Here is a 22,630-nt window from a genome sequence, read left to right as displayed (position 1 = left end):
GTCCAGCCATCCACCGATACGGAGACCCCTCTTGTCCGCTCGTCCCCTCGTACTTGTTGTCTCTCCTGGTGATGAGACCTACCGCGGATACTGCCTAGAGCAGGTGGCCGCCGCGTACGACGTTGTCCTGCTCACCGGAACCGAGCCATCGTGGGAGAAGCCGTTCATCGTCGACCACGCAGTCGTCGACCTGAGCGACCCCGCGGAACTGCTCGCCGCCGGCCAGGGCCTGGCCGAGCGGCACGACCTCGCCGGCGTCCTCACCTGGGACGAGTGGAACCTCGTCCCCACCGCCCATCTTGCGCGCGCCCTCGGTCTGACCTCGAATTCCGTCGAGGTGATGCGGGCCTGCCGCAACAAGGCCACCGCCCGTACCTTGTTCGCCAGCTACGGCGTCCCGTCGGCTGCCTCGATGAGGGTACGAACTCTGCTGGAGGCCGGTCTCGCGACGATGACGCTGGGCTATCCAGCGGTCATCAAGCCTGCCGCCTTCGCCGGCAGCATCGGCGTGATCCGCGTCGACCATCCAGAAGAACTGCCTGGCGCGTTCGCTTTCGCCTCGGAGGGGGCGAGCCGCAGCCGCGAAGACACCGGCGTCCTGGTCGAGGAGTACCTCGACGGACCGGAATTCTCCGTCGAGTGCATCACCCACCGCGGCGTGACCACCGCGGTCGCCGTGACCCGCAAGCACTTGGGCCCCGCACCGTACTTCGACGAGATCGGGCACACCGTCGATGCCGCCGATCCGCTCCTTGCCCACGTCGCTCCGGCTGCCACTGCCGCGGTCAGAGCTCTGGGGATCACCGATGGTGTGCAGCACGTCGAACTGCGCCTTGTGGAAGGGCGCCCCCGGTTGATCGAGGTCAATGCCCGGATTGGCGGCGACATGATCGGCCACCTTGTCCGCCTCGCCACCGGCATCGACCTGCCCAAGGCCGCCGCCGACCTGGCCTGCGGCCGGGTTCCGGACATCACCCCTACCCACTGCGGGGCAGCGGGCATCCGCATGCTCTACCCGGACGCCTCCGGCACCCTCACCCAGCGCCAGATCAACACCCCATTCGCCGCCCACACCCCATGGCTGCGGCAGGTGCAGTGGATCCGCGAGATCGGGGAGAAGCTCCTTCTGCCGCCCGAGGGCGACCTGTTCACCGCCCGGGCCGGGTTCTACATCGTCACCGGTCGCACCACCAGCGAGGTCACCGAGCACCTGGATACCGCTGCCGACGAGATCACTCTCACCACCCGGGCGGACCGATGAACCCTCCGCCCGATCCGCACCTCGACATTGACGGAGATGTCTATGTCTCCCCGCGTTACCTCGCGAGCAGCACCACCACCGGTGATCCCGCCCTCGCCCCGCTGCTCGACCTCGGCTGGGACCTTCACCACGATGACCTCGGCAACGTCTACGTCAGCGCCCCCGACCAGCGAGTACGTCTGGGCTACCTGTCCGAAGGTGAGGACGACGGGCTCTGGCGCATCAACGCCTACAAGGACTCCTTCGGCCCGCCTACGTGGGGAGTCTGCTTCAACGACCGGGTCCCCATCGAGTTCGTCCAGGCATTCACCACCGCCCTCGCCACGGCATACGAGCAAGGGCCCGACGCCTACCTCGCCCGGCCGGACGACCGAAGCGAGAAGCGCGAGCCTTTCCGCGCCATCGCCCCCCTCTTGAAGCAGGGCTGGACGATCGGCCACCCGCGCTGGGGCGTCTTCGCGGTCCAGTCCAAGGACAGGTTCGCCGGTATGGAGGTCACCACCGGCGACCTCGATCCGGAATTCGAACTGACGACAAGGGAAGCACGCTGGCAGCTATGGGCGGGCAAGTTCGTCGACCGGCCCGTCTGGTACGTCACGGCCAGCACCAACACCCCCATCCCCCTGCTTACCGCCGTCACCGAGTGCGTCGCCGATCCGGCCCCGCTGCCCCGCTGGCGTGAGGAGACCCTCAGCTACATCGAGGGCATGGCACACCTCACCCCGATCCTGCCGCCCGGCCCTCCGGCTCCCACACCGCTCGACGTGCAGCGGGCGGTCGCATCCCGACGCCCGGCCGCTCTCCCCGCCATCAGCGTCCCGCGCTGGAGCACCACCAGCCGTCCGGCTCTACCCAGCCCCCGCCGGTAAGACCTGCCCGCCTTCTACCGGAGCCCCACTTGTCCCTGCAGGCCGCCGAGTTCTTCGCCGAGCTGTGCCTCCCTTTCCACGACCACACCGTCGTGGGCAACACCTACCTTGCCGTCCCCGTACCGGGCGCACCATTGCGGCTGAGAATCGACTTCAACCGCACCATCTACGCGGACACCTACGGCGGGCTGCGCGTCGCGGTCGTCCACCCGGACCGCGGCGAGATCGACGCAGTCGCACTCAGCTTTCTGGACCACGGAACCTTCCACCGCCGTGACGAAGCCACCAACACCAGGCCGAACACCAAGCAGTACGCAACCTTCGATACCTACCACCGCCCCGGCCACCCACCGTGGGACGGCGCGGTCACCACCGGGCTGCGTGATGCCATCGAGCAGTACAGCGCTATCTGGTTCCCCGGCGCCTGGACCGCGTTCGTGGGCAAGCGCACCGCCAGCCGTGCTCCGCGCAGCACTCCAGTCCCACAGGCCACCCCCGCAGAGACCGCACCCGTTGAGCCCTCGTTCCGATCCCCGCAAACGCAGTTCCACGCAGACCTTCCGCTCACCCGATGGACTCGGCGCAGTTCTGCACCGCTTTGGCGTGGTGCACCAGGTGATGCCGTCTGGACGGCTTACGCCGGAGATCCGGACCGGCCCCACTGGAGGGCTCGCTATACGCCCGGTGCCCCCCACCACGCTCGTCGCCGCCTTCACCGCCTCCATGAACTCCACCGAACCGCTGCACCGCACCGTCAAGGACGTACCGCTGGACGTTCGAGACCGCCTCTACATGGCGACGGCGATAGGCAACGAGACTCCCGCGCCTTCGCCTGCGATCCCAACTTCGGAGGGGACTCGCCGGACCCGATGACACCCCCACCCCATCAAGGAGCCTCCTTCCCCGTGTACGCACCTCTCGTACGATCCACCGCCGTCGTCATTGCGGTCACCGGCGCCCTTGCCTGGGCACCGGCCGCAACCGCCGGAACCTCCGTACCGACCCCCTCGGCATCCGCCGCCACCGCTGAGACCCCGGCCCCGGACACGGGCAGCGTCGAAATCACTACGAACGACCCAGCCGGGGACGTCCTCCCCGGCGCCGCATTCCTGCTGCTCGACTCCGCCGGACGGGAAGTCGCCCGCGGGAAGACCGACGCACAGGGGAAGCTGACATTCTCCGACCTCACCCCTGGGATTTACCGGCTCAAGGAGCAGACTTCCGGGAGCCCGCGCCACGAGGCCGTCGCCGACCAAGACGTCATCGTCACACCCGGAGCGACCACCCGGTTGATGATCACCTACCCGTTCAAGACCGCCACCGTTCTTCTGCAGGTCAAGGACGACAGGACCGGGAAGCCGCTGCCTGGCGCGACCGTGAATATCGGCACTGGTACCTCGACGCTTCTCACCCTGACCACCGGCACTCAGGGCACGGCCTCCGGCGAACTGCCGTTGTCGCGGAACGAGATGCAGTTCTGGGCCAAGGAGATCAAGGCTCCCGCCGGCTACGACCTCTACAGTCCGATCCAGACGTTCACCGCAACCCCCGGAGCCCCTGTAAATGTGACCGTCATAAACGCCAAGACCGCTACTGGCTCGACGCCCGGCCCCTCGGGAAGGCCAACGCACAAGCCCACCTCGACCCCGTCCAAGCCCGACAGACCCAGCAGCGTGACCGACGGTGCCACGCTCGCCACGTCGGGCACCGGCACGCCGGAGGCCGAGTCCTCGCCCCCCGCAGCCGCACTCCCCCTCAGCCACTCCACACCAAAGGCGTCGGCAGGCTCCCTCGCTCACACCGGCACCGACGCCACGCCGTGGCTGATCGGAGGAGCGGGAACGCTGATCACAGCAGGCGGAGTCGCCCTCGCTCTGGCACGCCGTAGTCGCACAGACAAGAGCACCAGCGCCTGCAAGAACTGACCACGCTCCACCCTCTTCGTGACTGAGCCCCCGGACCCCACGCTGTGGAATCCGGGGGCTCAGTCGTGCGTGAACTCACGGGCGCCTCGCTAGGCTGCCGCGGTGACCGAGCACTCCCCGCCACCCGGCGATCCGTCCCAGCTCCACCTGCGCATCTCCTACGACGATGAACTCTGGGACACCCCGCAGGCTGACACGATTGAGCGCTGGAACGTGGCCGTCCGGCACCGCCGACGTACCCACCGCGGAGATCAAGACTCGGTCAGACCCAACGGCTGCATGACCCCAGACTGCCCCGCGTGCAAGGTCGAGGACGTTGCCATCGGGTCCATGACCTTCTACCGCGTGAACCTCGACCGAGGCCGCAACGCCTACTGGGCTATGGAAGAGGAGTCCGAGGAACTGTACGAGACCGCTCAGGCGCTTCTCGATCCTGAGACGGGCTTCTATACAGACGAAGTCAGCGAACGGCTGGCGTACGTCGGCTCAGCGCTGCTCGTCATGGACAGAGTGACGCTGAACCCTCCGTGGCGTGGGCACGGCCTGGCGACCGTACTCGTCTGCGAGGCGATCAACCGGCTCATGGCCGGCTGTCGTGCCATCGCCTGCTCGCCCGGCATCACCGTTCTCAGTAGCCGAAGCCTGACGGAAAGGTACGAGTGGGACCGCGTGAACGCCAAGATCACCAAGGGATGGGAGAGCCTGGGGTTTCGTCCCTACCGAGACAACGTCTATCTCCTGTCGCCCGCATCAGAAGACCTTGAGGAGCAGCGCGACGTCCTTCGCGGGCGCCTTTCCGAACTCGGTGCTGCTTGGCAGGCGGCTCAGCTTTGAGTGGCCGTACTGCTGCGTGAGGCAGGGCAGGCCAAGCCTGCCGGAGGCCGGGCAGGTGCCGGCCCGCCACAGGTGCCACGTGGGCCCCTCGGGGCGAGGTGTGACAACGCAGATTTCGTTGGCATCTGGCGAATCGCCCTCGCTGTCAGAGCGGACTCATTCCAGAGCGGGCTGCTTCACGAGGGACGAGAGAGGAGGGTGTAGGTGGCTTCAGTGGCTGATGTCGTCATCGACGGCCCCGATGGTCGCGGTCGTCGGCGTCGCGATAGCGAGCGGCAACTAGGTGCACGTCTACTCGTTCGGGTTGGAGGCTGGCGCTGATATCTACCCAGACAGTCGTCGAGCCGGCGCGGGCGAGGGGTGCACGGTGACCGTGCGCCGTCCTTGCGTGAGATTGGATAGACTCGAACGTATGTCCGAAGAAGTGTCGACGTCGAGGTTGGACCAGCTCCGCTTTCTGGAGCGGGTCCGCGAGCAGGATCTGGCTCGCGCCCGCCAATGGCGGGAGGTCGAGGAGCGGCGCCAGGCCGAGGTCGCCGCGCGCTTGCCCCCGCCCCTGCCGCCGGACTGGGTGGTTGAGCAGGGCATCGGCCAGGGGCGCCGCATCGTCGCCGTCCATCAGGGGTACTGCCGGCCGACTGGTCCCAGAGTGAGGCCGGTGGGCGCGGATGAAGCGCGACGCCTCCTCGACGCGGATGCCGGGCTGGCGTGCCAGCTGTGCCGGCCGGACACCGAGCTCGGCCTGCCATGATCGTCGTGGCCGCTGGTGACGTCAGCGGGCCCTTTCTGGGGTCATGTGTGATGTCTCGCGGCACGCTGTTCTCATGGACCAGCCCTTTGTCGTCGGCTCGCGAGTGCCGTCGATGCCCTGACGGCGAGATGCCGCGCACGGTACTGCCTGCCGTGCGCGGCATCTTCCTGGCGTTCAGGTCAGCACGAGGAGGCAGACGTGTGAACCAACTGGATAAGCTCGCGGACCAGGCCGCCGGCCAACGCGGCGGACGCGGCGTAGAGCGCTGCTTGCCCAAGGCCCTCGACAAGGCGGTGGCGGTTGCGTCGCGGCTTCGGTGCGGGGCGGTGCGTACGGTGGGACATGACGGTCTCCATTCAGGGGATGAGTCGGCTGCGCCCCGCACCGCGTGTTCCTGGCAGGGATACGGTGCGGGGCGCAGTTTCTGCTCCCCCAAGCCTTATGGCTGACGTGCGCTGAATGCAGCTACCGAGGTTCGAATCTCGATGTAAGTTCGGCGCCATGAACGGGAATCAGGCCACCATGTGGGCCGAGGGAACGTCGGCCGATCTGGTCGCCGACGCGCACGCGATGGGTGTGCAAGCCAGTCCTAGAATGGTGACCTCCTGGGTCGAGGACGGCCTGCTTGCTAACCCTGAGCCGCGCAAGACGAGCGCGCACGGCAGTGATCCGCGGATTTTCCCGCCTGAGCAACGCGAATTGTTCACCAGACTTCTCGGGGCCCGGGAGCGCTCCCCGCTAGGACGAATCCCGCAACGCTCCCTGATCCGCGTCGTGCTGTACCTGTGGCTGATCGACGACACGATCGTGCTCACTCCGCAGGCGCGCAGAGCCTGGCGTACCCACGCGCGTGCCACCGGGCAGACGACTGCCGCCCGGCGAAGCCAAAATGTCCGGGCCATCATTGAGCAACTGGCCCATCCCTCAGCCACCCTCAAGCAGCGACGCGCCGCCCAACTCCTCATCGAGGAGAGCGAGCGGACTGGGCGGATTAACGTCGAAAGACTGACCTCTGTCCTCACAGAGCTGAACTCACCCTGGCCAATCCAGCCAGGTATGCCGAGGATTGAGCGAGCCCGTCCGGGCCCTTTCGGGCCGATTTCCGTCCAGCACCACATCGCCATGTGGAGGGCACGCCAGCAAACAATCCGCCGTCTCCGGCATGAGGACATCGACGAAGCCGAGCTCGACCGCGTGCGTGCCGCCTACAGACCGGAATGGGCCGACTATCAGGCCCGACGACCCGCCATGGCGACCATCGGTGCCGGTGAGTTTGCGGCGTACTTCGCAGAGCCCGACACCGTGGAGGGCCGCGCGATCGAAGCGGTCGATGCCTTTGTGTCAACCCTCGCCGGCGAACTTGGACTGATCGAAGCCGCGTCCCATGCCGCAGAGACGGCACGCCTCAGACTGGCGCGCTAACTCCACCGCCGACTAACAGTCCACGACTGCCCGCCTGAGCGTCTCAGGAGGCGTTGAAAGACCACGCCGGAGCGTGGAAGTCTTGGCCGCCTTGTGGACACGGCTCGCATGACTCTGTATGCCTGTCCAGCGTGTCCGTCATAACCGGCGACGCCGCTTCGCGAGGCGCTCGCGCCAAGCGAGTCTCCAGCGACGCCGCCGACGCGTACTCTCACTCCGCTCCGGCTGTGCTTGGGGTGGCGGAGCGATCCTGTCAGGCTCCAGACCAACTTTGCCCGGGTGTACGCAGGCCGGCACTCCCTCGTGTGTGTAGCGGTGTCCGTTCTCCAGATGGAAGGGGCATTCCCAGGAGGGTTTGCTGTAGACCACGAATTGCTCGCGCGGGTACCGGGTGGCCGGGCAGATTCCGCACACAGGCCGCTTCAGGTCTTCGCGATCCGGATTGATGTAGGGCGGTCCGGCGGGGTCCGGGATCTTCATAGCAACCGCAGATTAGCGTGGCCCGGTTTGTCACGGAGGCCCGAGCGGTAGCCGATGATCGATGTAGGATCTCGCCGCTCGCTGCATAAGCCGACGCTGTGACCTGGGCTGTCTCGCTGGCGCATATCCAGCTCGGCCTGGCCGAGTCTCAGAACGGCTGCATTTCCTCAGTCAGCGGCTCCGGTCTGACGCCGCTGTCGATGGACACGGAATTCCCCACCGTCCTCATGGTCAGCGTCACGGAGTTCCCCGCCCTCGCGGTCACGATTCCCCAATGGGGATGGCGGAGCCGCCAGAGCTGGACACATCGGGGCGATGGATAGTAGCGACGGTGCTCAGTGCTCGCCGTTGCCTCCCGGGTCCTGATCGACGACGTCCTCGCCACGCCAGCGGGCCAGCACTTGGGCAACCTGGTCGCGAGTCGCAGGGAGGTACTCGTGCCAGCGGGACTCGACGCCATGCGGGTAGCCGACCAGGTTGTTCAGCACGTTGTTGACGGCGTCGTCGCCCTCGGTGCCGGCGAGTGGCGGAGATGGCCAGGATGCGGCGACCGCAGCGATCTCGTCGCGGGTGAAGCCCATGAGTGAGTGGAACTCCCAGTCGGGGAAGAACGGGCCGCTCACTGCTGCGTCAAGGCACTCCTGGATGATCTGCAGCTCGTGGTCAGCCATACGCTCGATCGGATTCATCTCTAGATGATCTCAGTGGTCACCGCTCCAGATCTCGACTGCTCAATGCCGAGGTCTCGGGCGGCTTCGGTGGAGACTGGGCAGCGAGGAAGCGCAAGAGCCGCCGCCCTGCCAAGGAAGGTGTTGTGGGCATGTCGAGGGGGCGCGTTCGTCTCCGCAGGTCATCAACGTCTGAGCTGAGACGGAGGGCTATGTGGGCTGGGGCTTCTCTCACGTGGCAGTCGGTGCGTATTCGCGACTGTCGGTGTATGTGCTGTGTCGGTAAAAGGAGTAACCCTTGCCCACTGCTTGGAGGAGATTGGCCAGAGCGAGAGCGGTCCACAGCGCGGCAAGCCCTCCAGTTGCGGCTACTGGAGCGGCGACGGCTGCCAGGACTCCGAAGCAGATGAAGGTCGACACGAAGCTCGGCACGGTGCGCTTGAGACCGATGAGGCCGAAGCCGACAACTGCCTGCAGCGCATCGGTGACGACCACGGCCAGTACCAGTGGCAGAAGATCTGTGATCTGTGGCCGCACATCGACATCCTGGGTGAATAGCGGAACGATCCAGGAACTGAGAAGAATCACCGTTGCCCCGATGAATCCCACGACGCTCAGTGCCAGCCCCGTTCCGGCCCGAACGCTGCGCCGGATACTCCCGCTGTCGCGCTTCGTCGCGTGGGCGGAGATCAGAGGGATGGTGGCCTGGCCAACTGCCACCGCAGCCGTGAAGATGAGATTGACCAGGGAGATGCCGACGCTGTGCACCGCGGCGCTGTCCGTCCCGATCCTGGCCGCCGCGAAGGTCAATACGCCCAGGACGGCGAACTTTACGAGTACTGTGCCGGCCAGCGGAATCCCCACGGTGCCCAATGTCCAGACCTGCTTCACATAAGGTCGGCCCGGATGCAACGAGCGGCCTCTGAGCACCGTAGAGCGGCGGAGGGCCGCGTGGCTGATGCAAGCGCTGACCATGCTGGAGGCGAGCATGGCGATGCCTGCCCCGGTCAGGCCGTAGCTAGGCAGCGGGCCGGGGCCACCTACGAGGACGATGGACAGCGTGGTGGATGCGGCGGTGCCGAGCAGTCCGGCTCGCATCACCAACTTTGAGTGGCCAAGCGCCACCAGCACGGACGTGGCTGACGAGCTGACCGCGATGGCGAGCACGCTGCCGGCCAACAGCAGGGGAAGGATCCCCAGCTGATCGAGGGTGGTACGGGCAATCCCGGCCGCGCGGCCGATCAGAGGAACGGACACGACCGCCACCGCAGCGATCGCGCCGACGGCAATCGCAAGCCAGGTCCCGCTGCGCACCACGGGCAAAAGACGGTCAGGATCCTGCTTGCTTGGCGCGATGAACGGCATGACGCCGCGCAGCGCGCCCGCCACAGTGGCGGTCGCGGGGCTGAACACGGCCATAGCGATGGCGAAGGCCGCGAGGCTGGCGGTGGCGTGATTACCGAGCAGCACAGTGTCGACCAGAGCGCCAGCTGAGGCTGCGATCATCGTCAGGTACAGCGGGAGCGCTGCCGCCGCTATCTCGATCCACGTCCTGCGTCCGGCTGGTCCAGTCCCCTTGCTACTCACGGATTCGATCATCACACTGCAGGATCCGGCAGGTCAGCGGAAGGCGTGAACTCGGTTCAACTGGGTCAGTGGGCGGCACGGTTACTTAGCCGGCCAGAGGCAGGCTTCTTGCGAGCCAGTTGCCAGGCCAGGAGTGTGAAGAGAGCCCAATTGAGGTGGGCTTCGGAGCGCTGTGGAAGACGTTCGTAGTCGGGCGCGTTGCCGCGGGCATCTATAAGCCAGCCGATCGTACGCTGGGCCATCCAGCGACGGGTCAGGACGACGAAGCTCTCCGCGCCGCGAGGGCGGGCGACCGTTCGCAAGATTATCCAGAGGCAATCGTCTGCCCAGCTCACGAGCTGTCCGGCGGCCCAGACCTGGGTGATCTGCGACTGAGTGAGAGGCAGCTGCCAGAGCAAGGGGCTATCACTCCGGCCTGGATTCGCCCCCGGGTGAACCAGTAACACGTCAGGTCTCTCATCTCACACGATTCCATGGCGCCTCGTGCCGTCGCCACCAGATACGACAAGCTCGCGGTCCGGTACGAGGGCCCTGATTGCAGTGATCAACGAATGGTTGTGACTACCGGTGCCGGCTGGGCGCGATGCGGGCGGGGAGCAGTTCTCGCAGGAGTTCCACGGTGAGGTCCGGCTGCCCCACGAACGGGGAGTGGCTTGTCTGCCATTCGCGCACGTCGGTGCAGCGCGAGGCCATGGTCCGCTGGAGGCCGGGGTCGATGGCACGGTCCTGTGCGCAGATGACGTAGGTGGAGGGAGTCTTCTTCCAGCTGTGGTGCTGGGGAACTCCACGTCCGCAGCCCGGGGCTTGTGCACGGAGCAGGCCGACCGCCTGCGCGGCGAGGGGGTCAGGGCAGTCGCCGTAGAGGGTGTCGATGGCCAGGCCGGGGTGCAGGGTGGTCGAGCCGTCCGGCTCGGCGACGATGGCGTCCTTGAGCTGTTGGGACATACCACCCAGACTGGCCGCGCTCTCGCCGACGTCGAGCACAAATGCTGCCAGGTAGACCAGGTGTGCTGCTCCACGGACCCCTGTGATCACCGACCCTCCGTAGGAGTGGCCGAAGACCACCGGGGGTTCGGGCAACGCGTCGATGGCGGCTTGGGCGGCGGCGGTGTCAGCAGCCAAAGAGCCGCGGTGGAGCTCGGGTACAGCTACCTCGGTTCCGTCTGTCCGCATCCGTTCCGCCAACACCGCAAAGTGCTCGGGACGGTGATACAGGCCGTGAACAAGCACCACAGCAGCCAACTCGTCCGTCTCCTCAGATCGACACCTGACCAGTGAATCTAGCCCCGAACCGCGGCCACCCTCTCACCTTGATCCACGTTCGATACACCGCCTGGTCTTCCGGGTCCTCGGAGAAGATGTGACCGTCGCGCGCCGTAATGATCGCGTCCGGCTCCAGGGCGAGGTGTCACCTTCTGTGGGGGCGGCCCGGATAGAACCCGGGGGGTCGGAGTGGGACGTCATTCTTCAGCAGAGCCAGGCGAACGGTCGCCAGGCTCGTTCCCTCCCGGTCGGCGATGTCCTGGAGCGACATGCGGTCTCGTTCGTACCAGGTGCGCCATTGCCTGATGCGGGTGGCCGTGAGCTGGGTGCGGCGAAACCGTGGTGGGCTCCAGTCGACCGGATGCCGGGACAGCAGGTAGATGACGTGGGCGGTTGTGGTGTTCAGGGTGCGCGCGAGCTGAGCGATCGAGAAGTCGCCGGCCGGTGCCGTCCGGTGGAGATCGGCGATGCTCACGCTGTCCGGGGCGGGACCGGGGAGCACAAGATGGCGCAGTGCGCGGGCGGGCAGATCCGGGGCCCAGTGGACGGGTTCGTCGATGCCGTGCTGATCGAGCAGCGCGCGGGCGGTCTGGTGCAGCAGTTCGGCCTCGGCGGGCAGGATCCGCCATTGGAAGCGCTGGTAGTGCTGGCGTTGCGCGCTGGTGGCCGGTGCGATGTCCGGGTGCGCCAGAGTGGGTGGTGAGCCGGTCAGGGTGTGGAAAATCCAGCGCTGGGCGTGTGAGTCATCAGGGGCGGGGTTCGAGCGCAGCCGTCTCTGCAGGCGCGTCCATAGTGCGGGGTCGATGAAGCGGGAGAGCGGGGTGAACAGGGCGCGGCGGCGGGCGTAGTCGATGGGGCTGCCATGGGTGTCGAGGTGGTCGGCGAGCAGGATCAGTACGCGTAGCACGTCGACGCATTCGGGGCGGCGGGTGAGGTCGGCGAGGAGCGTGGACACGTTGTGGGCGCTGACGGTGGTGCCGGTCAGTCGGGTTGCGGCGCGGATCGAGGTGGTGTTGCCGACCAGGAGACAGGCGGTGGACAGGAGTTCGTCCATGCGTCGGGCCGTGGGACGGCCGCTGGTGTGTAGAGGTGACAGGCGCAGGGTCCATTCAGGCCAGAGCGCGGCCGGGAGCATGCAGGCCCGGGCATCCTGGTTGGCTGGGGGCCGGGTGGAGTTCACAGCGGTGCGGTGGCGCAGGCGTGCCACCGGCATCAGGTTCGCTTCCCGGCTGCTGCGCAGTGCTGCTTCGAGTGGGGGCGAGACGGCGCCGCCGAGCGTGACGACGGCGGCTGGAGGGAGCGGTCGGCCGGTGGCAGCCACCCGGTCCGTCAGCCACTGCAGGGAGCGGGCAGCGGTGCGGATGTCCGCCGCACGCAGAATGTGGGTCGCGACTGTGATCGCGACCGCCGTGGCCGCGGCGTCGCCAGGAGCAAGGTAGCTGTGCGCATCGTTGTGTCGTGGTTCCGATGTCCGTTGCGACGTCGCGGGCCGGAGGTGTGCGCGGTAGCGCTCAAGGCGGTCCTGGATGTCGGGCGGGGCCACATCGTGCAGGTCGCTGGGTGTGGCGTGGTTGAGGACCAGAGCTCCCAGGCTTTTCACGTCGCGCAGGACGATCTGCAAGGGCGCGCCGCCTGGCCCGTAGAGGGGCCAGTTCACTGATCGGTCCGGGGTGGCGAGGGCGGTGTCGATGAGGTGCTGTGTTGCTTCCAGTGTTCCGTCGGCGGTGATCGTCGTGACGGGGGTGTCGGTCAGGGGGTGGTGGCAGCGAGGAGGGCGAGGGCCGCTGGTCGCTGCTGGACTTGAGCACCTTCCGGGACGAGGGGTCTGGGATCGGGGGTGTGAGCGGAGGCGGGGGATGCGCCGGCAGGCCGGGCAGCGGTCGGCCAGCAGCAGGTGGTGTCGGGTGCAGGCGAAGGACCAGCCGAGGCGCCAGGTCAGCTGCCAGCGTCCACCGGTTTCGGCCAGGCATACGGGACAGAACCGGGATCCGGATCGTCCCCACAGGATGCGCGGTTGTACGCGTCGGTGTTCTGGATGGATCGCCACGGCGTGTCCGTCCAAGGGCTGCAAGGTCATTGCCACGAGGGTGTCTTCGGCAACGCCGGTGGTTTCGGCGATGGCGGCCAGCTCGTCCTGCCTGGCCAGGGTCGTCCAGCGCGGCAGTACGGAGGCGGTCAGGACCGGGTCCCGGGTCGGGAGACCGAGTGCGCTGAGTACGTCCGTGAACGGGCAGTTCAGCCGGGCTGCGATGGCTTCGAGCCAGGAGTCCAGGGCTTCACCGGGCAGTGGCGGCAACCGGATCGGCAGGGACCGTTGCACGGTCATCGGGTGGCCCCAGCCCGACGGGGCCGGGTGGTCGCTCTTCCTGAGCTGAAGGCGTATTCGAGCTCGCGGCGGGCCTGTTCCGCCGCCGCATCGTTCTTGACCTGGTCGAGCAGGTCACGGGTGAGGCGTTCGGCGCCCGTGCGCTGGGCTCGTTGGCAGCCGCGGTTGACCAGCGTCATCAGGGATCCGATGTGTCCGGTGCTGCGGGCGAAGAGGTAGTCGGACAGGTCATCGGCGAGCATGCCCGGATGCGCGTCGGTCAGGACGATGCGTTGTTCGAGGGCGAGCAGCAGCTGTCGCCACTGTTGTCGGCCCTGCTCGGTGGCGATGGTGAAGGGTGGCATGTCCAGGCGGGTGGTGCGCCGGCCGGTCTGGGCCAGGACCGTCTCGCCGATCGCTTCGCCCTCGCTGAACAGGCCCTTGTCCGCGAGCCCCACGCCGACCTTGAGGAGGGTGACGGGGAATTCGTTGGCGATCCATTTAAGGTGGTTGCTGACCTCGACGCCGCTGGTCTTGCGCCATTTCAGGAAGTGCAGGTCGTCCAGGATCAGCAGTCGGACCTCGCAGGACAGCACGCAGTCCAGGGCCTGGAGGCCGAGCTGGGCGGCCGTGGATGTCTGCCGGCCGGGGTGGCCGAAGAATTCCAGCATGGCCCGGTTCAGGTCCTTCATGCCGGTGTTGCCGGTCAGGCCCACCCTGCACACCGGCCACCGCTCGTGCCCCTGCGAGGTGAACGCTCCGTGCTCGGCGATCTCGCGGCGGTGGAACTTGCGCGCGAAAGCGAGCACCGCGGTGGTCTTGCCCAGGCCCGGGAACGCATCCACCGCCACGGCGCCCTTCGCCTGGTCGCCGTCCTGGACATTGCTGTCCACGATGTCCCACAAGTCCTCGTGCAGAGAAGTAAGTTGAGGAGTGCGGATCGGCCCCAGGTTGGCATGCCACAGCCTTCGGTCCCGGTCATAGGCGACCCGCGCCGGGGCATCCATGGACCTCAGCTCGTCCCGGCCCAGAATTTCGGGGCGGGGGCGGCGCGGGGCATCGACGAATGCCTTGAAGTCTTCCTTGCGCGACAGTGCCAGATTTCCCGAATCCGGCCGGGGCGTGGTCACACGTCCTCCAGGGCGTCGGCGTAGAAGTCGTCCTCGTCGTCATCCCCGCCGTCCACCGCCCTCTCCGTCTCGGCGATCCCGGGACTTCGTGCCTCGCTGCCCAGGGCCCGGCGTACGGATGGCAATGACGCGGAGAGCGTCGGCTCTTCGACGTGCGGTAGTTCGATCGCGGCCTGGTCGCGGGACATACGCAGGGCCATCCGCCGTTCGGCCAGTGTCGTACCCAGACCGAGGTTCCAGCGCTCCAGCAGGTCGGCGACCGCAAGCCGGTCATCGGGATACTGGTACTTCTTCGCCGCCAGCTTCCGGGCAAAGGCCAGAGCGTCTTCGCTCAGCGGCATCCGGGCGGCCGGAGCATGCTCCCAGGTCAGAACATGCCAGGACCGGGTGGCGGGGTTGCGGAAGTAGATCCGGGTGATGTCGTCCGGGTCGACCTGAAACGGCCAGGCCCCCCGCACCGGCCCGTCGAAGGGGCTACGGATTCCCGGGTCGGGCAGGCCCGCACCGCGGTAGCGCCGCCGGTCGATCTCGACACCGTAGTGCTGAACTGTGCGCCACTTCGTCGGCAGGAACTCGAAGGCGAGGTTCGGATCCCGGGGCACCTCGATGTAGCCGGCCCTCGCCATCCCATGCTCGAACATCGCCGCGGGCGACAACCTCAGTCCCGGAACTCCGGGATCCACAAGGCCGACATGGGGGCGGCAGTGGTAGACCACCGCCGCCCACTCCCGGATTATCGCTTCCAGCTCGTCGAGGAAGAAGAACGCGTCGTCCTCGGGGCACTCGCCGCGCGAGTCGATGTCGGGTCCCTTGTAGCCGGGAAGCGCCTCCAGCAGACCTTCGCGCAGCGTCCGGAAGAACCGCTCCACCGGCCCCTTGTCCCGGCCCGTCCGCAGCCGGGCCGGCTGGACCGAGATCCCCATGCGACGGCACACACTGGTCAGATGCTCCGAGACGAACACTTTGCCGTGATCGACAACCAGCGTCTCGGGCACCAGCGGCGGCGACGCGAGCCCCTCACCAGTGGCGCCCTCGACATCGACCAGAACCGTGCGCGGAATGCCGTGCTCGGGCCAGACCGCACCACGAGGCCAGTCCCGCCCCGCCGGCCGCGGCCGGAAGCACTGGAACAACACCGCGCTGACATCCACCGCCTTCGTCGATACGGGCGTCAGGCGGATCCCCGTGATGCAACGGGTGTACCAGTCCATCGCGACCGTCAGCTCGGCCTGCACCCACCTCAGCGTCAGCGGATCACACGCGAACACGTCCAACCGAGTGGTGTCCATCAGCACGTACTCACCCGGCCGCGTCGGCCGCAGTTTCCCGTACGGACCCTCCGGCCGGTCAGCGATATCCCGGTTCCGTTTCGTACTCAGCCGGAACAAAGGATGCCGTCGCTCCAGGTCCTCCAGAATCCGGTACGCCGTCGCCCTACTCGGCACTCGAACCACATCGGGACCGTGACGGGCGATGACGCGAGCCCCAGTGCGCTCGATGACCAACTTGCGCGACGGCTTCGACTCGCCGGTGTGCTCGACCATGACCTCCAAGGCCGTCTCAATCCAGCGCTCATCCGCCCCCGCCACCGCGCCACCGGACTGATTCCGCCTCACCGCCAGTCCGGCTTCGCCGTGCCGGCGGAAGTCAGCGACCCACTGCTTGACGGTGCGGACGTGCACTCCGAGCTCCAGTGCCTTGGCCGCGTACTTGGGTTCCACCGGACCGCCAAGAGCGTAGTCACGCCGAGGTTCACCCTCGCGTACCAGTTCCGGGCTCCCCGAGCGGAACCCGGTAAGCACCTCCCGGACATGCTCGGCCCGTTCGAGGACCTGGCGGCGTTCATCCGGTCGCAGCTGGTCCAATACCACCGAAGCGAGCTCTTCGTCATCATCCGACGACGGGCCGGGCTGATCGGATATCACGGCCGCTCGATCGGAGAACATCAACTCCTTCAACGCCAAGCGCAGAAGCCGTCCTCGCCCATCTTTGAGAACGACCTCATTGCCTGCCGTGGTTGCTGCCAACTCGACCACCTCGACGGTCTCACCATCGAAACGGAACAGCGTCCCGACCCCTACTCGGGCCCCGACGCCGCTCACGACGCGAGCCTCAACAACGCCGAGGAGGCCAGTGGCCGACTGAGGTCGGTCCGGATCTCTTGCGTCCACAGCAGGTGGTAGATGGCAGCACGCATATAAGGCTCGGGCTCGTGCGGCAGCCTTCGAATCGCATCCCCCAACGTAGACCCGTCAAGATCAGCCTGACGGATGGCCCCGAGAACGTCGGACCGCATGAACTGGGGGCGCCGGTAGCCGGCCAAGAAGCGAAGATTCTCCAGCGCTGCCTCTGCTGGTTCGCTCCACACCTCATAGCGCCACCCGCGAGACTCGACCGCCCGTCGGGTCCATTCAAAGGTGAATGCCACCTCCGGCCTGGAAAGCCGCCGGAACGGCTTGACGTCTACGACCACCGGTCCTTCGTCGGTGATCAGCAGATAGTCCGGGATGTGCTTGCAGACCCCACCCGCGATCACGGTCGTCATCAGGAACGGTTGAGCCACGATGCCCTGGACAAGCGGATCGGAGTCGGCGAAGAGAAGCCTGGCCAGCTCCAGCCGCGACTCGTAGATCACGTGGTCACGCGTGGTCGCCGCCCAGTAACTACCGGAGTAGTGCTTCTGTCCGCGGTGCCACCGAAACGTTCGCCACGGAGTCGCCGACCTCAGCAGATCGATAGACACTGTTGTCCACGACAGGTCCTCAATGACCTTGCCAGTTCGGAAGCGGACACTGGCTGCAACGGCGGGATTGCTCATGGCGTAGCCCCAGCACGGATGAGCCCTTCACCACCACGATGCGCGCCCACGGCATGGGGCCCGGAGAAAACCGACCCCCACCACTCGAAAGAGTGAGTGCCGTGATCTGTGAATCTCATCAGGACGCCATAAGTGGTGCCGATATGCAGTTGGCGCTGAGAATATGGCGCGGTTTTTGAGAACCTACAATCGAGTGAAGATTGGAAGTTCGCCGGGGGCAGACAGGAAAGAACGCGAAAAGACTGGCCAACGCGGGCGAGGGCATGTCAACGTGGACGACCTTGCAAGAAACTCCAGGTCAGAGAGGTGATTGCCTGTGACCATGGCGCCCGTTGGCCCTGGTTTCTCCACCACCATCGAAGCTCTGCGGCTCCGCGAATGGCAGCTCGGCCCCGGGCGGCCCGCGCTCGTGACAGACCAGTTCTCAGCTGACGAGTTCCACCTGATCGTGGACGACCGTGCCGACGTGCACGTCAGCTCGAAAGACGGCCGGTTCTATCTCGGCTGGTTCCCACGCGGCCGTCCCGGCACGGATGGCGAGGGATGGACGATCGCAGTCACCGGAACGGCCACGGTGCCCGGATACCGCATGTCGTTCGACACCGAGACGCCGGCGGACATCGTCGCCGCCGCTGTGGCACGTGTGCTGGAGACCTCACGTCGCGTATGACCGCACTCACTCGGAGAGCTGGTCCGCTGCCAGCGGTCGGCCGTTCCATCGCTCCTCGCTTCCCCCTCACCCAAGGAGGCTGTTCGTGACGTCCCCGGAGATGACCGTCGGCGATCTCATCGACCTGCTGTCCGGCTGCGACCGCGAAGCTCCGGTTCGCCAGGCCATGAATCCGTTCTTCCCGATGGCCCACCGCCTGGCGCAGGTCGTCCAGTCGGTGGACGAGACCGGCCGGACCATCGTGTACCTCGCCGAGGGACGCGACACGGATGCGCAGCTCGGCCATCTGCCGCCCGAAGTCGCCGTCGACCTGACCTGGCAGGGCCCCGTCCAGGCACCCCCGCGCCGCCCGCGCCGCCGTGCCGGTGGCGGATAGACCCGCACTGAGCCCTTGGAGGCGCCCCTGTACCCCGACTCCTCCCTCGACCCGTCCACCCCGCGTGGCGCCCAGCCCGCTTTCTGGGTCGGTCCTCGGCACCTGGCCGGTGACGACCGGCGTCTCTACGACAGCGTTGCCGACACGCTCTCCGGCCTGGGCTGGACGAGCCTGACAATCGTCCGTGGCCGGCACGAGCTGGACGAGGCGCCGGAGGACCGCCAGGTCCTGCGCAGCACCGTCCTACACATCAGCCCCGACACCCTGCGCTGGGCGCAGTGGAGCTTGGCGGATGAGCCGTTTCGCCTCGGGGACCTGCCTATCGCCTGGCAGATATCGGCCCGTACGGACGCCGGCAGCCCGCTCGGGGCGTGGTCGTCCTATTTCACCACCGACGTCCCCGGCGAGGCCGTGGCCGACTACCTCGTCGCGCTCGATGCCCGTGATCAGCCCGCCGTGCCGCACAGCGGCCCCGAGGTGGTCCTCGACGCCGTCGCGGCACACGGCTGGCTCCGCGACATCGACCAGCCCCATGCGGGAGCGGCTGACCCAACTCTCACCTCGCACATCAGCCTCGGCGAGGTGCCGCCCCTCATCCAGGACGCGGATCCCCGCGCCCTGACCATCGACGCCGACGAGGCGGGACCAGAAGGATGGCAGGCATGGGCCGAGCCCGCGCTCGGGGCGCCCTGTCTGTGGGCGGCATCCTTCGCTGCCAGCGTTCCGCACGACCTCGTCGCCGTCTTCGCCGCCTCCCTCAGCTCGACCGCACCGGTCCTGCGCCGGGTGTTGCCCGCAGCCACACAGGGCCGGCTGCTGCGGGCGCCGGCCAGCTAGGGCGCATACGCGTCTTCTCCGTTCTTCTGCCTTGAGGAGGTGGGTGTTTGATCTTCGCGGGTTGTGACTGGTCCGACCAGTGGATCGATGTCGCCGTGGTCGACCGGTCGGGTGCGGTCGTCGGCGAGACCCGGATCGTCTACGCCGAGACCTCGGACCCTGTTGCCTGCTACCGGGAGTTCCTCGCGCCGCTGGCTCGCAGGTGGCGGGCGACGGTCACCGGGATCGAGGACGTGAACATCCTTTTCGCCCGTGCGCTGGCGGCTTCGGGGCTGGAGGTCGTTCACGTCGACCCCACCCGTGCCGCTCTTCACCGCACAGCACAAGGGATCCCCAAAACAGACCGCGCCGACGCGAGGCTGATCGCCGTGATGACTCTGGCGGGCCAGGCTCGTCCGGTCGTTGCATCCTCTCCGGCGGCAGAGGCCCTGCGCATCGTGGCGCACGCCCACCGAGCAGCCGTGGCGCGCCGCACCGAAGCCCTGCACGCCCTGCGGGCGGGGCTGATGCGAGTCTGGCCGACGGCCGTCTCGGCGTGGCCGGCGAGCGTCGGCGGGCTGCGCAGCGCCCAGGCGCGAGCCGTGCTCGCCGCTGCCCGCACCCCGCGCGCGGCAGCCCGGCTGGACCGCACGGCTTTGGTTGCGCTGCTGTCTGCGGCGGGCCGCAAGCGCTCGGTCCAGAACGAAGCCGAGCGTCTGCGCATGATCTTCCACCGCCCGGCGATGCTCCTCGATCCCCAGGTCGAGGACGCCGAAGGTCTGCGTATCAGCCACCTTCGCGGTCCTCGACCACGCAGTGCGCAGGGCAGACGACCTGGAGCGGGACTTGGAGCGGCACTATGCAGCCCACCGGTTTCATCCGCTGGTGAAAGGCGTTCCAGGGATCGGGACCGTCCTCGGTGCCTACCTCCTGGCGGAGATCGGCGACCGGCCCGTCGACCGCTTCGGCAGCGGACGCTCCCTCGCGGCCTACGCGGGTGTCGCCCCGGTCACCTGGGCCTCCGGCCAGACTGTGCGGGTTGCCTTCCGGCGGGCGTCCTCCAGGAACCTGAGAAGCACGCTCCACTCGACGGCATTCTCCCTGGTCGGCCACTCACCAGGCGCCCACGCCTACTACACGATGCGCCGCTCCGCAGGTGACGCGCACGCCACGGCCTTGAGGAAACTGGGACGCAAGATCGTCCTCTGCCTCTACCACTGCATGGCCACCGGACTACCGTACGATGACGGCGCAGCGTTCGGCTACGACCCTGCCGACGACGGCGCTCCCACTGTCCCGAGGCGGCTACCGCTCGACGAGGAGCAGGTCGTGCTCGCTCGCGCCATGCTCGCCGCCCCCGGGACCACCGTCACGGCCACCGCCCAGACCTTCGGCGTCAGCACGCAAACGATCTATCGACACGTTCTCGGCCGGCACCGCACCCGATGACACGGTGAGGTACTCGCTTGGTCCGAGGGCGGAGGCGTTCGCCGCGCAGGCGGTGAAGGCCCCCGCTCTCGGCCGGAGCGGGAGAGGCGGGCGGACCGTGGTACGCCCGAAGGTATCTCCGGGCCGTGAGCCCCGACGTGGGAATGGCGCCCACGGTCCCGTCCGCCTCGCCGGACACCAACGAAGCCCGGCCTTCCCGTACGGGGAGGCCGGGCTTCACGCATGCGCCGGGCACGGCGACTCGACGGCCCCGCAGCTCATGGGCTGAGGCGCGCGGGGCGTCGCTCGCGCTGAACGACGCCCCGGTGGCTTTGTCCACGATTACGGGCAGCGAATGTTCACCACTTCGGGTTCTGGCTCAACTTCTGTGAAACCGCATCCTGGCCTGCCCAGTAGTGCACCCAATCGCTGCTGTGACCTGCTGTTTCACTGGGAAGTGCGGACAGCGCCCGCGCGGATCACAGAAGTTGAGCCAGAACCTCACTTCGGGAGGCACCTGTCTTCGGCCCTGTTCGATGTTCATGGCCTGGGCAGCACAGCAAGTGAGGCAGTCGCGATGGGCTGTCAGCCCTTTCTGCCAGCATGCTGCCGTGACAGACACACGTGATCAGCGTCCCGCCGAAGCCACTCTCGACTTCCTGCGCTCTGCGTTTCCGCCTGAGTGGCGAGAGCCGGCGCTCGGGCATGAAGCCGTCGCGGCCTGGGAGCAGGAGAACCGGGTGGTTCTCCCGGAGCCGTACAGGACGTTCATCGCGGAGGTCGCCAACGGGTCCAGCATTGGCCCCGCCGGCGACGGCGGTCTCCAGCCGCTCGGCTGGCTTCCGGACACGTGGCCCGACCTTGGCCTGCGGCAGCCGGGAGAACCGTTTCCTCTGGAAGGGGCCTGGCCCTGGGAGGACGAGGAGGGTGTCGACCCCGAGGACCCCCGGATCAACGCCGCGTTCAACAAGGGGTCCGTCGTTCTCGGGGCCGAGGACGGACCGTCGTTCTGGCTCCTGCTGACCACAGGCCCCCACCGCGGCGAGGTGTGGATGATCGCCGACGTCGGTGCCATCCGGTGCCCGGCGAACCGGCATGGGGCTTCAATGGGTGGGTGCAGCGCTGGCACACCGGCGACGACTGGTGGGACTGAACGCTTCGTATTGACCGGTCGCAGGTCACAGGCTGTTCGAATCCCGGGTGCCTCCCGAAGTGGTGAACATTCGCAGCCCGTACTCGGGCTCTGGCACAACTTCCGTGGAACCGAGCCGAGCCTCGGTCACCGAGAACAGCGCCCCTGACGAACTGACAGGTCGGCGGCCGGCTCCGAGGCAGGCCGGAACCGGTTCGGCGCCAGTTCACAGAACCTGAGCCAGAACCCGTACTCGTGGACAAAGCCACCCCGGTGGGTAATTCCGTCTCAACTCGTTGCCGTGGCCTTGTCGAGAGCCTTGTCGAGGTGGCGGTCGACGAGGGCGGGGGAGCCGGAGACGACCAGCAGCAGGCTGCCCGCGCGGATCGCGGTCTGCTTGACCACGGCGCTCCGTCCTGCGGTGGAGGCCGTCAGGAGCTGGCTCCACTGCTCGTCCCCGAGACCGCCGGGAGACGCCAGCTTCTGTGAGGCCACGTCAATCGGAGTGCCGCCCGCGACAACCTGATAGGCCGGGCAGCCGGTCATCGCCTCGAAGATCCGGCCGATGCCGTCGGACAGCTCTGTCGCGCTGGCGCTGTACAGCTCCTCCGAGACCTCCGAGGAACCGCTGCCGTAGGTGAAGGACACCTTCGCCTTGCGCGGGAAGGAGAGGCTGCCGCCGATCGCGGCGTCGCCGCCCAGCTCGTTCAGGGCCGGGCAGCCGATGACGGTGACGTCGTCGTGCTGGGCAGGGCGCACCGGCTTGCGCAGGTAGCCGCTGCCGAGATCGTTCTCGTCAGAAGGAGAGGCTGCCGCCGATCGCGGCGTCGCCGCCCAGCTCGTTCAGGGCCGGGCAGCCGATGACGGTGACGTCGTCGTGCTGGGCAGGGCGCAC

The 22,630-nt window shown here is 67.5% G+C and carries 18 protein-coding genes and 3 pseudogenes; 13 read left to right on the top strand and 8 right to left on the bottom strand.

Annotation, left to right across the window (positions count from 1 at the left end; translation table 11 throughout):
* Window positions 1–31: 31 nt before the first annotated feature.
* The 7 genes and pseudogenes from ACIQMX_RS40250 to ACIQMX_RS40220 all read left to right on the top strand — a co-directional run bounded on the left by ACIQMX_RS40250 (window position 32) and on the right by ACIQMX_RS40220 (window position 7,062).
* Window positions 32–1,261 carry an acetyl-CoA carboxylase biotin carboxylase subunit family protein gene (locus ACIQMX_RS40250; RefSeq protein ID WP_402486047.1) on the top strand — a complete coding sequence of 410 codons (1,230 nt, stop codon included), beginning with the start codon at window positions 32–34 and terminating at the stop codon, window positions 1,259–1,261.
* Window positions 1,258–2,130, top strand: a complete 873-nt coding sequence (locus ACIQMX_RS40245; RefSeq protein WP_402486044.1) for a DUF317 domain-containing protein — start codon at window positions 1,258–1,260, stop codon at window positions 2,128–2,130. Before ACIQMX_RS40250 ends, ACIQMX_RS40245 begins: the two co-directional genes overlap by 4 nt.
* 29 nt (window positions 2,131–2,159) lie before the next feature.
* Window positions 2,160–2,571, top strand: a pseudogene (locus ACIQMX_RS40240) (hypothetical protein); the annotation flags it as partial.
* A gap of 464 nt (window positions 2,572–3,035) precedes the next feature.
* Window positions 3,036–4,055 (top strand): SpaA isopeptide-forming pilin-related protein, encoded by a 1,020-nt coding sequence (locus ACIQMX_RS40235; RefSeq protein WP_402486112.1) that lies wholly within the window; start codon window positions 3,036–3,038, stop codon window positions 4,053–4,055.
* Between the two features lie 102 nt (window positions 4,056–4,157).
* Complete coding sequence (locus ACIQMX_RS40230) at window positions 4,158–4,889, top strand: hypothetical protein (RefSeq protein WP_402486041.1); 732 nt, start codon at window positions 4,158–4,160, stop codon at window positions 4,887–4,889.
* A gap of 412 nt (window positions 4,890–5,301) precedes the next feature.
* The gene (locus ACIQMX_RS40225; protein ID WP_402486038.1) at window positions 5,302–5,640 is read left to right on the top strand and encodes a DUF6233 domain-containing protein; all 339 of its coding nucleotides are present in this window, start codon (window positions 5,302–5,304) and stop codon (window positions 5,638–5,640) included.
* Window positions 5,641–6,141: 501 nt separating this feature from the next.
* Window positions 6,142–7,062 (top strand): hypothetical protein, encoded by a 921-nt coding sequence (locus ACIQMX_RS40220; RefSeq protein WP_402486036.1) that lies wholly within the window; start codon window positions 6,142–6,144, stop codon window positions 7,060–7,062.
* Window positions 7,063–7,877: 815 nt separating this feature from the next.
* On the opposite strand, the gene ACIQMX_RS40215 is transcribed toward ACIQMX_RS40220, so the two are convergent.
* The 7 genes from ACIQMX_RS40215 to ACIQMX_RS40185 form a co-directional block, all read right to left on the bottom strand.
* Window positions 7,878–8,213, bottom strand: coding sequence for a hypothetical protein (locus ACIQMX_RS40215; protein ID WP_402486033.1), 336 nt, complete (start codon window positions 8,211–8,213; stop codon window positions 7,878–7,880).
* 228 nt (window positions 8,214–8,441) lie between these two features.
* Complete coding sequence (locus ACIQMX_RS40210; RefSeq protein ID WP_402486030.1) at window positions 8,442–9,809, bottom strand: MATE family efflux transporter; 1,368 nt, start codon at window positions 9,807–9,809, stop codon at window positions 8,442–8,444.
* A gap of 549 nt (window positions 9,810–10,358) precedes the next feature.
* Window positions 10,359–11,039, bottom strand: coding sequence for an alpha/beta hydrolase (locus ACIQMX_RS40205; protein WP_402486027.1), 681 nt, complete (start codon window positions 11,037–11,039; stop codon window positions 10,359–10,361).
* A 166-nt stretch (window positions 11,040–11,205) separates the two neighbouring features.
* Window positions 11,206–13,386, bottom strand: coding sequence for a TniQ family protein (locus ACIQMX_RS40200; protein WP_402486024.1), 2,181 nt, complete (start codon window positions 13,384–13,386; stop codon window positions 11,206–11,208).
* On the bottom strand, window positions 13,383–14,495 hold the full coding sequence (locus tag ACIQMX_RS40195; protein WP_402486021.1) for a TniB family NTP-binding protein: 1,113 nt from the start codon (window positions 14,493–14,495) through the stop codon (window positions 13,383–13,385). The genes ACIQMX_RS40200 and ACIQMX_RS40195 overlap by 4 nt, the downstream gene beginning before the upstream one ends.
* Window positions 14,492–16,597: a transposase gene (locus ACIQMX_RS40190; RefSeq protein ID WP_402486018.1), complete on the bottom strand. Its 2,106-nt coding sequence runs from the start codon at window positions 16,595–16,597 to the stop codon at window positions 14,492–14,494. Before ACIQMX_RS40190 ends, ACIQMX_RS40195 begins: the two co-directional genes overlap by 4 nt.
* Window positions 16,594–17,313 carry a TnsA-like heteromeric transposase endonuclease subunit gene (locus ACIQMX_RS40185; protein WP_402486016.1) on the bottom strand — a complete coding sequence of 240 codons (720 nt, stop codon included), beginning with the start codon at window positions 17,311–17,313 and terminating at the stop codon, window positions 16,594–16,596. The genes ACIQMX_RS40190 and ACIQMX_RS40185 overlap by 4 nt, the downstream gene beginning before the upstream one ends.
* Before the next feature lie 316 nt (window positions 17,314–17,629).
* On the opposite strand from ACIQMX_RS40185, the gene ACIQMX_RS40180 reads away from it, so the two are divergent.
* From ACIQMX_RS40180 to ACIQMX_RS40155, 6 genes and pseudogenes are all read left to right on the top strand, one after another.
* Window positions 17,630–17,983, top strand: coding sequence for a DUF317 domain-containing protein (locus tag ACIQMX_RS40180; RefSeq protein ID WP_402486014.1), 354 nt, complete (start codon window positions 17,630–17,632; stop codon window positions 17,981–17,983).
* A gap of 85 nt (window positions 17,984–18,068) precedes the next feature.
* Window positions 18,069–18,359, top strand: coding sequence for a hypothetical protein (locus tag ACIQMX_RS40175; RefSeq protein ID WP_402486011.1), 291 nt, complete (start codon window positions 18,069–18,071; stop codon window positions 18,357–18,359).
* Window positions 18,360–18,374: 15 nt separating this feature from the next.
* Window positions 18,375–19,196 carry a DUF317 domain-containing protein gene (locus tag ACIQMX_RS40170; RefSeq protein ID WP_402486008.1) on the top strand — a complete coding sequence of 274 codons (822 nt, stop codon included), beginning with the start codon at window positions 18,375–18,377 and terminating at the stop codon, window positions 19,194–19,196.
* A 95-nt stretch (window positions 19,197–19,291) separates the two neighbouring features.
* Window positions 19,292–19,657 (top strand): annotated as a pseudogene (locus ACIQMX_RS40165) (transposase); the annotation flags it as partial.
* Window positions 19,658–20,060: 403 nt separating this feature from the next.
* Window positions 20,061–20,624 (top strand): transposase, encoded by a 564-nt coding sequence (locus tag ACIQMX_RS40160; protein ID WP_402486005.1) that lies wholly within the window; start codon window positions 20,061–20,063, stop codon window positions 20,622–20,624.
* Window positions 20,625–21,214: 590 nt separating this feature from the next.
* The gene (locus tag ACIQMX_RS40155) at window positions 21,215–21,904 is read left to right on the top strand and encodes an SMI1/KNR4 family protein (RefSeq protein WP_402486002.1); all 690 of its coding nucleotides are present in this window, start codon (window positions 21,215–21,217) and stop codon (window positions 21,902–21,904) included.
* Between the two features lie 119 nt (window positions 21,905–22,023).
* Here the strand turns inward: ACIQMX_RS40155 and ACIQMX_RS40150 are convergent.
* A pseudogene (locus tag ACIQMX_RS40150) lies at window positions 22,024–22,524 on the bottom strand (hypothetical protein); the annotation flags it as partial.
* Between the last annotated feature and the right edge of the window lie 106 nt (window positions 22,525–22,630).

Origin of the sequence: Streptomyces sp. NPDC091416 (genome assembly GCF_044756845.1) — a bacterium.
Classification (GTDB): domain Bacteria; phylum Actinomycetota; class Actinomycetes; order Streptomycetales; family Streptomycetaceae; genus Streptomyces.
This window is presented reverse-complemented; position numbering and strand designations above follow the sequence as displayed.

Excerpts from the sequence above, each read along its gene's own strand:
- ACIQMX_RS40185 (WP_402486016.1), bottom strand. The coding sequence starts at position 17,313 with ATGAGCAATCCCGCCGTTGCAGCCAGTGTCCGCTTCCGAACTGGCAAG.
- ACIQMX_RS40215 (WP_402486033.1), bottom strand. The coding sequence starts at position 8,213 with ATGGCTGACCACGAGCTGCAGATCATCCAGGAGTGCCTTGACGCAGCA.
- ACIQMX_RS40200 (WP_402486024.1), bottom strand. The coding sequence starts at position 13,386 with ATGACCGTGCAACGGTCCCTGCCGATCCGGTTGCCGCCACTGCCCGGT.
- ACIQMX_RS40225 (WP_402486038.1), top strand. The coding sequence starts at position 5,302 with ATGTCCGAAGAAGTGTCGACGTCGAGGTTGGACCAGCTCCGCTTTCTG.
- ACIQMX_RS40245 (WP_402486044.1), top strand. The coding sequence starts at position 1,258 with ATGAACCCTCCGCCCGATCCGCACCTCGACATTGACGGAGATGTCTAT.
- ACIQMX_RS40210 (WP_402486030.1), bottom strand. The coding sequence starts at position 9,809 with ATGATCGAATCCGTGAGTAGCAAGGGGACTGGACCAGCCGGACGCAGG.
- ACIQMX_RS40220 (WP_402486036.1), top strand. The coding sequence starts at position 6,142 with ATGAACGGGAATCAGGCCACCATGTGGGCCGAGGGAACGTCGGCCGAT.